10 protein-coding genes are annotated in these 12247 nt (G+C 27.0%); 9 read left to right on the top strand and 1 reads right to left on the bottom strand.

Features of this window, described 5'->3' with window-relative positions:
- Positions 1 to 28: 28 nt before the first annotated feature.
- Positions 29 to 1327, bottom strand: coding sequence for an asparagine--tRNA ligase (gene asnS / locus AS160_RS02920; RefSeq protein ID WP_165144659.1), 1299 nt, complete (start codon positions 1325 to 1327; stop codon positions 29 to 31).
- Positions 1328 to 1417: 90 nt separating this feature from the next.
- Here asnS and AS160_RS02915 point away from each other — a divergent pair, with 90 nt between their 5' ends.
- The 9 genes from AS160_RS02915 to AS160_RS02875 all read left to right on the top strand — a co-directional run bounded on the left by AS160_RS02915 (position 1418) and on the right by AS160_RS02875 (position 12059).
- Positions 1418 to 2299, top strand: a complete 882-nt coding sequence (locus tag AS160_RS02915; RefSeq protein WP_165144656.1) for an ADP-ribosylglycohydrolase family protein — start codon at positions 1418 to 1420, stop codon at positions 2297 to 2299.
- 121 nt (positions 2300 to 2420) lie between these two features.
- A complete protein-coding gene (locus AS160_RS02910) occupies positions 2421 to 3731 on the top strand; it encodes a glycosyltransferase family 4 protein (protein WP_165144653.1) in 1311 nt (436 codons plus the stop codon).
- 163 nt (positions 3732 to 3894) lie between these two features.
- Positions 3895 to 5175 (top strand): extracellular solute-binding protein, encoded by a 1281-nt coding sequence (locus AS160_RS02905; RefSeq protein ID WP_165144650.1) that lies wholly within the window; start codon positions 3895 to 3897, stop codon positions 5173 to 5175.
- Between the two features lie 43 nt (positions 5176 to 5218).
- Entirely contained in the window at positions 5219 to 6085 is an 867-nt protein-coding gene (locus AS160_RS02900; protein WP_206528051.1) for a sugar ABC transporter permease, read from the top strand.
- Positions 6079 to 7050 (top strand): carbohydrate ABC transporter permease, encoded by a 972-nt coding sequence (locus AS160_RS02895; RefSeq protein WP_165144644.1) that lies wholly within the window; start codon positions 6079 to 6081, stop codon positions 7048 to 7050. The genes AS160_RS02900 and AS160_RS02895 overlap by 7 nt, the downstream gene beginning before the upstream one ends.
- A 10-nt stretch (positions 7051 to 7060) precedes the next feature.
- Positions 7061 to 7864: a MurR/RpiR family transcriptional regulator gene (locus AS160_RS02890; protein ID WP_165144640.1), complete on the top strand. Its 804-nt coding sequence runs from the start codon at positions 7061 to 7063 to the stop codon at positions 7862 to 7864.
- A 13-nt stretch (positions 7865 to 7877) separates the two neighbouring features.
- A complete protein-coding gene (locus tag AS160_RS02885) occupies positions 7878 to 9560 on the top strand; it encodes an alpha-amylase family glycosyl hydrolase (RefSeq protein ID WP_165144637.1) in 1683 nt (560 codons plus the stop codon).
- Positions 9561 to 9679: 119 nt separating this feature from the next.
- A complete protein-coding gene (locus tag AS160_RS02880) occupies positions 9680 to 10753 on the top strand; it encodes a lysophospholipid acyltransferase family protein (RefSeq protein ID WP_206528050.1) in 1074 nt (357 codons plus the stop codon).
- The gene (locus AS160_RS02875) at positions 10734 to 12059 is read left to right on the top strand and encodes a hypothetical protein (RefSeq protein WP_165144631.1); all 1326 of its coding nucleotides are present in this window, start codon (positions 10734 to 10736) and stop codon (positions 12057 to 12059) included. The genes AS160_RS02880 and AS160_RS02875 overlap by 20 nt, the downstream gene beginning before the upstream one ends.
- The last annotated feature ends 188 nt before the right edge of the window (positions 12060 to 12247 follow it).

The following is a 12247-nucleotide window of genomic DNA, read 5'->3' as shown; positions in this document are numbered from 1 at the left end:
CCCCATCCTTTTTAGGATGGGGATATTATTATGGATATACTCTATATAATGTTCTTGCAAATGGAATTGCTTCTCTAATATGTTTTAATCCACAAATCCATGCAACAGTTCTTTCTATTCCAAGTCCAAATCCACTATGTGGAACAGAACCGAATTTTCTTAAATCAAGATACCATTGATACTCTTCAATTGGTAAATTATTTTCTTTTAATCTTTCAATTAATACTTCTTCTTCCCAAATTCTTTCAGAAGCACCAATTATTTCTCCATATCCTTCAGGTGCAATCATATCATCACATAATACAACATCTGGATTTTCTGGATCTGGCTGCATATAAAATGCTTTTACAGCTCTTGGATATTTTTCTATTATTACAGGTTTATCAAATTCTTCAGATATTAATGTTTCATCATCAGCACCTAAATCTTCACCCCATTTAATATCTGAACCTTTTTTATTTAATAATTTAATTGCATCAGTATATGTAATTCTTGGAAATGGCGCTTCTATTTTTTCTAATTTAGAGATATCTCTATCTAATGCAATTAAATTTTCTGATGCATTTTCTAATATCTTTTTTACAATATATGAAACTAATTCTTCTTGTAATCTCATATTGTCTTCATGTGTATAATATGCAACTTCTGCTTCATTCATCCAGAATTCAATTAAATGTCTTCTAGTTTTAGATTTTTCAGCTCTAAATGTTGGCCCTAAATTGTATACTTTTCCTAATGCCAAAGCTGCAGATTCCAAATATAATTGACCAGTTTGGGCTAAGTATACTTTTCCATAATCAAAGTATTCTATTTCAAATGTATTACCTGCACTTTCTCCAATAGAACCTGTAAATATAGGAGTATCTACTAAAGTAAATCCATTATTATTATAAAATTCTCTAATAGCTTTTAAAATTTCATGTCTAACTTTTAAAATATGGAATTGTCTTCTTGATCTTACCCATAAATGTCTGTGTTCCATTAAAAAATCAATACCATGTTCTTTGTTTGAAATAGGGTAATCTTCTTTTGGATTATGAATAATTTCAACATCATCTATATGTAATTCAAATCCTACAGGTGATCTTTGATCTTCTACAACTGTACCTCTAACTATTAAAGAACTTTCCATCTTTAGTTTTTTTACTTCTGAATATTTTTCTTCTCCCAAATTGGTTTTCTCAACAACCCCTTGAACAAAACCAGTCCCATCTCTTAATTGTAAAAATGCAATTTTTCCACTAGCTCTCTTATTCCATAACCATCCTCTGAACTCAACTTTTTGACCAATATATTTTTTCATATCCTTGATATATACCCATTCCATATTTCTCCCTCCCAAGCTTTCAATTTTTATATATTATAACATATAATATGTTATAATTAAATTAAATAATCGTTGAAAGGGGGCTATTATATGGAAAAATTAAAAGATAGGTTTGTAGGCGCATTATATGGTTTAATTGTTGGAAATGCTTTGGGTGCTCCCTATAAAAATATTGAATTTAAAGAAATAACAGATTTTTCTAGTGGGGGGGTTTTCAATTTAGATATAGGTGAATGGACAGATGTTTCTTCGATGGCATTATGTTTAGCAAATAGTTTAATAGAAGATGGGTTTGATTTAAATAGTCAAATGAAAAAATATGTAAAGTGGGTAGAAGAAGGGTATATGTCATCTAAAGAAAAATCATTTGGTATAGATAATCAAACATTAGAAGCTATAATATATTTTGAGAAAAATAATAAATTTGTTGATATAACCGAAAAAGATTCAAATAAACCATTAGCTAGATTGGCTCCAGTTCCGATGTATTTTAAAAGTTCTTTCAAAGATGCAGTATATTATTCCGGTCAAAGTTCATATACAACACATAATAATATATATACAATTCATGCATGTAAATATTTAGGAGGATTAATTCAGCAAGCGATTAATGGAACCAATAAGAAAATATTGTTAAGCGAAGTACATAAACATATGGATTTAATATATGATGTAAAATTAAAAATTGTAGATATTCCCTATAAAACAAAAAATGAACTGAGTTCTTCAAATTCTGTATTAGACACATTAGAAATAGTTCTTTGGTCATTTTATAATACAAATAACTTTAAAGATGCAGTATTAACAGCTGTTAATTTTGGCGAAAATACTGATGAAATAGGAGCAATAATAGGTCAAGTTGCAGGTGCATATTATGGCTTTGAAAACATTCCAAAATTATGGACGTTGAAAATAGTAAAAAGAGAAATGATTATGAATATTATTGAAAATCTTTATAATGTATCAAAATAAGGACCTCTATCGAGGTTCTTATTTTTTTTTTACTGTAAAAATAAAAAATATTTTTTTGTAATATAAAAAAAAGAAAAATTATTATATAATATATGTAATTATATATGAGGGGAGGAATTATATGAAAATAGGATTAATGCATTTTAGAGTAGGAGAAACCGATGGAGTTTCTTTGGAGATGAAAAAGTGGAAAATTGCATTAGAGAAACAAAAACATGATGTACAATTTATAGCTGGTACATTAGGAAAAGAAGAAGGGATTAAAATTCCATTGTTAGCATATGAAGAGCCACGGAATTTAATTATAAGAGAAAAAGCGTTTCAATCCTTAGGAGATTGGTCAAAAGAAAAATTAAAAAATGAAATTGATAAATTGGCTGAAGACATATATATTGATTTAAAGGAAAAAATAGGAACTTTTGATGTTATTGTAGTTAATAATATTTTTTCTTTAGCTCATAATTTATCAGCAGCAATGGCTTTAAATAAATTTGTCAAAGAAAAAAAGATTAAGGTTATAGGCCATCATCATGATTTCTATTGGGAAAGAGAATTTTATTCAAATCCAACTTCGGATTATGTAAAAGAAATTTTAGAAAATATTATGCCGCCCGGAGATATTAAGCATATTGTTATTAATTCCATAGCTCAAGAAAGCATTAAAGAAATTAAAGGAGTAGATAGCTTAATTGTTCCAAATGTATTTGATTTTGAAGCTCATTTATGGGAAAAAGATTCATATAATTCAAAAATATTAGAAAAAGTTGGAATAAAAGAGAATGATATTGTTTTTTTGCAAGCTACTAGAGTAGTTAGAAGAAAAGCTATTGAATTAGCAATAGATACAATTTCAGAATTACAAAAAGATATAAAAAATTATATAGGAAAAGAAATTTATTCTGGTAAAAAAATCAAAGAAGACACAAGAATTATATTATTATTACCTGGTTTAGATGAAGAACCGTTATATAAGAAATTATTAATAGAGCATGCTAAAGAAAAAAAAGTAAATGCGATTTTTTGTAATGAATTATTAGAAGAAATTAGAGATGAAAATAAAGGGACATTTTCGTTATGGGATTTTTATACAATTAGTGATTTTATTACTTATCCAAGTGTATTAGAAGGTTTTGGAAATCAACTTTTAGAAGGAATATTTGCAAAAAAGCCAATTTTAGTATATGAATACCCTGTATATGAAAAAGATATTAAATTAAGTGGTTTTGAAATAATAAGCTTAGGAAGTAACGCTAAAAAAATAAATGGAAAATATGAAGTAGAAAATAAAATAATTGAAAAATGTGCTAAAGAAATATTGGATATTTTGTTAAATAAGAAAAAAGCGGAAATTATTACAGAAAAAAACTTTGAAATAGGGAAAAAATTTTATTCATATGAAACATTAAATTTAATATTAAAAGGCATTTTTTAGATTTTAAACTTTAATCTATATTATTCATTTATTATTAAATATAATTTTAAATAATCCAAGAATTCTGAATTGATAAAATATTTTTTTTATTATATAATAAAAAAGAAAATTTTCTTTTTATTTGATAAAAAATGATTTAATTCTTTAAAAAGGGGGTATTTATATGAAAAAGTTATTAGTATTGATGTTGGCTGTTATTTTAGTTTCATCAGTTTTTGCTAAGATTACTTTTTGGACAACAGAAGTTGAATCAAACAGAATGCAAAGAATTAGAGCATTGGCAACTATTTTTAAAGCACAAACAGGTATTGAAGTAGAAGTTGTTCCTGTAGAAGAAAATGATCTTTTAAAACAAATACCTATTGCAAAAAATGCTGGAACATTACCAGATTTATTAGAAGGCGGAATTGAACCAATATTATTATTAGGTTCAGAAAACTTTTTAGATGAAGATTTAGCTACAAAAATAATTATGGATTTTGGAGATGTATACAACGGTGCTGCTAGAATGTTAAACAACGGGGAAGGAAAATATTATGGAATCCCATTCCACGCATGGGTACAAGGAATTTGGTATAGAAAAGATATGTTTGCTTCTCAAGATTTAGGAGATCCTATTAGTTGGTATAATATTGCTTTAGCTGCTAAAGTATTAACTAATCCAGATAAAGGTGTATACGGTATTATATTACCTAAAAAAGCTGATGCATATGCAGAACAAGTTTTTACAGAAATAGCTTTAGCAAATGGAGCAAGACCTATAGACGAAATGGGAAATGTTACATTCAACACACCAGAAATGATTGAAGCATTTAGGTTCTATAAGGAATTAGGAAAATATTCAAAACCTGGTTTTACAACTGTATTAGATGCATTAAAAGGATATTTAAATGGAGAAGCAGCAATGATATTCTATTCAACATATATAATGGATGATATTGCTGTAGAAGAAGTACAAAAAGGAAGGATAAACAAATTTAATCCAGAATTAGTAAAAAATACTGGTTTTGCTAATAAAATGATTAATGTAAGACCTTCTTCATATGGCCAAGTTGTAGCTTTAGGTATTACTAAGAATGCTAATAAAGAAGAAGTAGAAAAATTTGTTAAATTCTTAATGACAGATAAAAACTATGTATATTGGGTACATATGGCACCAGGTGGAATGAATCCAACAAGAAAATCTGTAGCTGAAAGTGAAGCGTTTTTAGATAATCCAGTATTAGAAAGATATGGAAAAGAAAAAATTGCAGAAATTGTAGCAGCATTAGATTCTGTAGAAAGATTTGAATTCTTAAATGGAAAAGTTATTACAGACATGAGTAAATTAAGTGCAAACTTTGTTATAGGAAAAGCTATAAACTATATGTTTGCAAATGATTGGACACCACAACAAACAGCTATGTGGGCACAAAAAGAAGCAGAAAAAGTTCTAGGTAAGTAATTAAAGGGGGAGAATCCCCCTTTTTTTAAAAGGAGGTTTGAAGATGTCTGTAATATCTTTAAGAGAAAAAGAAGCAAGATTTGGTTGGAAGTTAGTACTGCCAACAGTAATATTAATTTCTTTGTTAATCCTATACCCTGTAATTTATAATATATATTTAAGTTTTTTTGAGGTGTCAATTTCCGATGCCCCAAATAAGTTTGTAGGATTAAAAAACTATAGTGAAATATTAAAAGATATATCATTTTGGAAATCATTTGGAATTACAATATTATTTACTTTTACAACAGTATTAGGAAGTATTTTATTAGGATTAGGGGTAGCATTATTAATGAATAGAGAATTTCCAGGAAGAAATATTGTCAGAGCTTTATTATTATTGCCATATGTAACTCCATTAATAGCAATAGTTTTTGCTTGGAGATATATATTTTTGCCTATCGATGGACCATTAATGCAATTTTTAGCAAATTTTGGTATGAATCCAGGCAATGATTTTGTAAATAATCCAAATAATGCATTTTGGGTTGTTTCTGTTTTTAATATATGGAGGAACTTTCCTTTTGTATATTTAATGATTTTATCCAGATTACAATCTATACCAACTGATTATTATGAAGCAGCAGAAATTGATGGAGCAAGCGATTGGCAAAAGTTTTTACATATAACATTGCCAGAACTATATTTTGTTATTGCATCTGTTGCATTATTAAGAGGAATATGGAATTTCTATAAATTTGACGAAGTATATCTTATGTCTAAATTTGCAAATACTTTACCAGTATATATATATGAAAAAGCATTTTCAGGGATTCCAGAACAAGGAGTTGCAGCAGCTATTGCAACTATATTATTTGTAATAATGATTTCATTAATAGGGTTGTATGTAAAGAAGGTGTTAAAATGGTAAAGAAAAAATCATTTATTAGATCTTTTATATTTTGGACATTAATAGCCATCTTAGTAGTTTTTATAACCTATCCATTTGCTTGGATGATATCTGTATCCTTTAGATATGATACAGATGCATTTGAGCCTGGGATAATTCCTGAAAGACCTACATTAGATACATATGCAATACTTTTAGGTTTTAAAAAATCAGTTAGAGAGGAACTTAGTAATGAACAACAACAGTTATTAGATTTAGTAAAATCACTTCCAGAAGAACAGCAAAAAGCTGTTTTAGAACAAATAGAATCTCAAAGAAAAAAAGAATCCTTCCCGTTTTTAAGATTTTTTAGAAATAGTTTAATTTTAGCAGGCCTTAGCGCTTTAGTAAGTTTAATATTATCAATATTTGGTGCATATGCATTTAGTAGGATAGATTTTAAAGGTAGAGGGATAATACAAAGAGGGGTATTGATTGTTTATCTTTTTGGTGGTACAATTTTAGCTGTTCCTCTTTATCAAATATTTGTGAAAATTGGTTTAACTTCAACTGGATTTTCTTCCGCAATTGCACTGTTTATAATTTATATTGTTCAAACAATTCCAGTTTCATTGTATATGTTAGGAAATTATTTTAGAACAATACCTAAATCCATAGAAGAAGCTGCTATAATAGATGGATCAAGTAGAATGGGAGTTATTACCAAAATAATTATTCCACTATCTTTACCAGCAATAATTACAGTATATATTTATGCATTTATGATAGCATGGAATGAGTTTTTATTTGCATCAATATTTGTTCGACCATTTCCTGAATTCTATACATTACCTTTAGGTCTAAATGAAATTTTCAATTCAGAACATGCAATATGGGCAAAAATGATGGCAGCATCAGTAGTAACAGCAGTTCCAGTAGTTGTTATGTTTATGATGATGGAAAAATATTTAACCGGTGGTTTAACAGCAGGTGGAGTAAAAGAGTAGAGGTGATTTTATGATACTTAACAAAATTAAGGGGATATATAATTCATTAACTAAAAGAGAAAAGAAAGTAGCTGATTATATTCTTCAAAGAGCTTCTGATGTAATACATTATAGTATTACTGAATTAGCTAATTGGGCAGAAGTTAGCGAAACAACAGTATATAGGGTTATAAAAAAATTAGGGTTTTCTGGTTATCAGGAATTTAAAATAGTATTAGCAAAGGAATTATCAGAACCAGTTATAGAAGTTGAGGAAGAAGATTTATTTTCAACTATTCATAATAAAATTTGCAATAGTTTGAACGTTATATATCAAAGTTTAAATAAAGAATTGTTAAATAAAGTTGCTGAAAAAATATTAAACTCTAAAAAAATAATATTTTATGCAGTAGGAAGGTCATTTCCTGTTGCTCTTGATAGTTCTTTAAAATTTTCTGCACTTGGATTGTCCGCAGCTGCATATTCAGACCCTCATATGCAAGTTATAGTAGGAGCTAATTTGTCAAATGAAGATATGGTTATATCAATTAGTCATTCTGGATATATTAGAGATGTTTTTAAATCTACTCAAGTTGCAAAAGATGCTGGAGCATATACTGTTGCAATTACGTCTGGAGTGGATTCTCCATTAAGTATGGTTGTGCACGATGTTATTTATACAACACCAAGTGATCCATCTGAAAATGAATTTACTCATGATAGAATAGGTGAAATGTATATTATTGAATTATTATATAATCTAGTAGTTTCAAAAAAATTTACCGATGAACATTTTAATAAGCTTAAAGATGTTATTGAGCCAAAGAAATTTTAAAGAGGTGTTTTTAATGAACGAGAAAATATATGATAAATTGAAGTTCTTATATCCAAATGAAGTAGATAAAGTATATAACAAGCTTATGGAATTAATAGAAAAATATAAAATATCTAATAATGATATAGAATTAACAGAAAAGGATGTTATTCTAATAACATATGGTGATTCAATAAAAAAAAATGGAGAAAAACCATTAAATACTTTGCATAAGTTTTTAAATGAACATGTAAAAGGAATAATAAATACAGTTCATATTTTACCTTTTTTTCCATACTCATCAGATGATGGATTTTCTGTGATAGATTATAAGAAAGTGAATCCTGAATTAGGAGATTGGGAAGATATAGAAAAATTATCAAAAGATTATAATTTAATGTTTGATGCTGTAATAAATCATATATCAAAAGAAAGTGAATGGTTTCGAGAATATTTAAAAGGAAATACAAAGTATAAAAATTATTTTATTGAACAAGAACCAGTTGAAGAATTAAAATATGTAACTAGGCCACGTGCTTTACCATTATTGCATATATATGAAACGAAAGAAGGTAAAAAACATATATGGACAACTTTTAGTGAAGATCAAATTGATTTGAATTATAAGAATACAGATTTGTTTTTGGAAATAGTAGAAATATTATTATTTTATGCAAAAAAGGGAGCAAAATTAATTAGATTAGATGCAATAGGATATTTGTGGAAAGAAATAGGTACATCATGTATTCATTTAGAACAAACACATAAGATGATTCAATTATTTAGAGATATACTAGACTTAACTGCAAAGGATGTAATTTTAGTAACAGAAACAAATGTTCCACATCATGAAAATATTTCATATTTTGGAAATGGATATAATGAAGCGCAAATGGTATATAATTTTTCTCTACCGCCATTAGTATTATACTCTTTTCTTTCAAAAAATGCGTATTATATATCTCATTGGGCAAATACATTAGAAACTTCTAGTGAAAAAACTACATTTTTTAATTTTTTAGCTTCACATGATGGAATTGGTTTAATGCCTGCAAAAGGTATTTTAAAAGATGAAGAAATAGATTTTTTAGTTGAACATACATTAAAAAATAAAGGTTTAGTATCTTATAAAAGTAATCCAGACGGATCAAAATCTCCATATGAACTAAATATTAATTATTTTGATGCATTATATGAAAAAGATGAAGATATGGAATTAAATATTAGAAAATTTGTTTCTGCATATGCAATTGCATCGTCTATGAAAGGTGTTCCTGGAATATATATTCATAGTTTACTTGGATCAAGAAATTATTATGAAGGTGTAGAGAAAACAGGAATGAATAGGAGTATAAATAGGGAGAAGTTAAATTATGATAAATTGGAAAATGAAATAAATGATATTCAATCTTTAAGATATAAAATATTTAATGCTATGAAAAATATGTTGAAAATAAGAGTGTCTCATAAGGCTTTTAATCCTAAAGGCGAACAACGAGTTTTATTTTTAGATAATAGAGTATTTTTATTTGTTAGAGAATATGAGGATGAAAAAATATTAGTTTTAACAAATGTATCTGATAATGAAATAAATTTAAAATTAAAAAACGAATTTTCTGAAAAGCCAAAAGATTTATTATCAAATAAAAAAATAAATGTAGAAAATGATATTTTAAAAATTAAATTAAAACCATACGAAACTATGTGGATAATATAATGGCCCTTTTGAGGGCTATTTTTGTAATTTAAAACAAGTATGATAAAATAATCAAAAGATAAGATAATCAAGTGATATAAAAATGAAAGGATGTTTATATGTACTATGGAGATAGTTTGTTGAGAAAATTTTTAAAACTTATCATAGCTTCATATATTAGAAAAAAATATAATATTAAAGTTATAGGTGAAATACCTAAACCTCCATTTTTGTTAATTGCAAATCATACGCATATATTAGATGGTTTTTTTGTGCAATCTATAATACCCTATCCAATAAGTTTTGTAATGGCTGGAGGGACATATTATCATAAACTGGTTAATCCAATTTTTAAACATTTTAAGTTTATTCCCAAACAAAAAGGTGTACCTGATATAAAAACAGTGAGGAATATTTTTAAAGTTCTAAAAAATGGAGGAGTAGTTGGGCTTTTTCCAGAAGGCTCTACAACATGGACAGGAAATTATCAACAAGTACCTCCAGGGACTGATAAATTGTTAGATAAAATAAAAGTTCCAATTTTAGCAGCTAAAGTACATGGAGGATATTTGTCTAAACCAAGGTGGGCAAAACATGAACGAAAAGGAAGTATAATTGTTGAATTAAATACTTTTAATGATTCTTCTGCTTTAGAATATATAAAATATAATGAATGGGATTGGCAAGAAAAAAATAAAGTTAAGTTTATTGGTAATAAAAAAGCAGAAGGCTTAGAAAGAATTTTTTGGTTTTGTGATAAATGCAATTCATTTAATACAATAGAAGCTAAAGATAATATTGCAAAATGTACTAATTGTTCTTTTGAATATAAAGTTGATGATTATGGATATATAAATGGAAAAAGAATAGATGATATTATTTATACACAAAAAGAAAAATTGAAAAATTATATGATTAATTATTTAAATAAATATATAGTATTAGGTATAGGAATTTTAGAAGAAAGAGAATTGTTTAAGCCTAAATTGATAAATAAAGAAAAGGGAATTATAGAGATCTTTGATTACGGTATAAAATTTAATAAAAATATATTTGAATTTGATAAAATAAAAAATGGTGTGTGCTTTGTATCAACGGTATTTGAGTTTATATATGAAGATAAAGTGTACAGGATAAAATCGGAAAATTATAGTTATTTATTGTATAATATATATAAAATAAGGAGTGGAAATAATGTACATATCGATGGTTGATGATTTTTTTTGGATTTCCATTTTCTTTGGAATTGCTATATTATTAAAAAGATTTATACCAGCATTGCAAAAATTTATTATTCCAAATTCTATCCTTGCAGGATTTATAGGTTTTTTAATGGGACCAAATTTGCTTCATTTGATAGATTTGGATATTGATGGATTGGGAAGAATTATATATCATTTGATGGCTATTGGATTTATAGCTTTAGCTCTTAGAAATGTTGAAAGTAAAGGTAAATATGGTAAAGCAGGGTTTATAATAGTTTCCACATATTTATTTCAAGGTATATTAGGAGTATCAATTGCCAGCTTGTTTTACTTATTTGACAAAACCACACCTATTCCAATTGGGTTTATTGTTCCGCTAGGTTTTGGTCAAGGACCAGGCCAAGCATTTTCAATAGGTTCTCAATGGCAATTATTAGGTTTAAATAATGGAAGTGCAGTCGGTTTATCCGTGGCTGCTGCGGGGTTTGGTTGGGCAACAATAGGTGGACTGATAATTTTAAATATATTATTAGCTAAATGGAAAAAAGATAAATCAAAGATAATTGTTCATAAGAAAGAATTAGTTGTAAAAGATTATGAATTTTCAGATATGGACGGATTAACTATACAATTTGTTTTAATAGGAATAGTTTATTCAATTACTTATTTTTTAATTAAAATATCGACTGAATATTTAAATACATTAGGGAGTCTTGGGCATACTTTTGGCACAGTTTTATGGGGATTTCATTTTGTATTTGGGGCTATTATAGCTATGATATTTAGAAATATATATGTAAAATTAAGAGAAAAAGAAATAGCTAAAGAAAATTACATAAACAACTTTTTATTACAAAGAATTTCAGGAGCTGTTTTTGATTTTATGGTTGCTGCATCAATTAGCGCGGTATCATTAGCAAGAATTAGAGAATACTTTTGGCCAATATTCTTTGTTACTCTATTTGCAGGAATATCAACATATTTTTATGTAATGCTTTTAACTAAGAAAATAATAATAAAAAATGAAATAGAAAATAGAATAGCATTTTTTGGAATGCTCACAGGAACCATATCTACAGCTATGGCATTATTAAGAGAAGTTGATCCTGCTTTAGAATCTGGTGCTGCTGAAAATTTAATATTTGGAAGCGGAATTTCATTAATGATAGGATTTCCATTAATAGCAATTTTAAATTTACCAGCATTATATTTAACATCTGGAAAAATAATTTATAATTTCTATGGATTAGGATTAATGATAGCCTATAATTTTTTGTTATTCTTAATTTTCTTTAGAAAACCAAAAAATACTTGACTTTTCAAAATTAATATGATAAAATAAATAAAAAATATTACGAGGTGTTTAATATGGTAACACAAAAATTAATATCAAATATAAATTTAAATAACTATTATTGGTATGGAAAGGGCATCCACAAGATGACCTCCATACCTTTTTTGTTATTTTATAGGTAAGGAAGTCAATTAAAGTGGATGCCAATT

It is taken from the genome of Marinitoga sp. 38H-ov, assembly GCF_011057715.1.
GTDB lineage: Bacteria > Thermotogota > Thermotogae > Petrotogales > Petrotogaceae > Marinitoga.
This window is presented reverse-complemented; position numbering and strand designations above follow the sequence as displayed.

Coding starts and splice junctions, on each gene's coding strand:
- asnS (WP_165144659.1), bottom strand. CDS start 1,327: ATGGAATGGGTATATATCAAGGATATGAAAAAATATATTGGTCAAAAA.
- AS160_RS02915 (WP_165144656.1), top strand. CDS start 1,418: ATGGAAAAATTAAAAGATAGGTTTGTAGGCGCATTATATGGTTTAATT.
- AS160_RS02910 (WP_165144653.1), top strand. CDS start 2,421: ATGAAAATAGGATTAATGCATTTTAGAGTAGGAGAAACCGATGGAGTT.
- AS160_RS02905 (WP_165144650.1), top strand. CDS start 3,895: ATGAAAAAGTTATTAGTATTGATGTTGGCTGTTATTTTAGTTTCATCA.
- AS160_RS02900 (WP_206528051.1), top strand. CDS start 5,219: ATGTCTGTAATATCTTTAAGAGAAAAAGAAGCAAGATTTGGTTGGAAG.
- AS160_RS02895 (WP_165144644.1), top strand. CDS start 6,079: ATGGTAAAGAAAAAATCATTTATTAGATCTTTTATATTTTGGACATTA.
- AS160_RS02890 (WP_165144640.1), top strand. CDS start 7,061: ATGATACTTAACAAAATTAAGGGGATATATAATTCATTAACTAAAAGA.
- AS160_RS02885 (WP_165144637.1), top strand. CDS start 7,878: ATGAACGAGAAAATATATGATAAATTGAAGTTCTTATATCCAAATGAA.
- AS160_RS02875 (WP_165144631.1), top strand. CDS start 10,734: ATGTACATATCGATGGTTGATGATTTTTTTTGGATTTCCATTTTCTTT.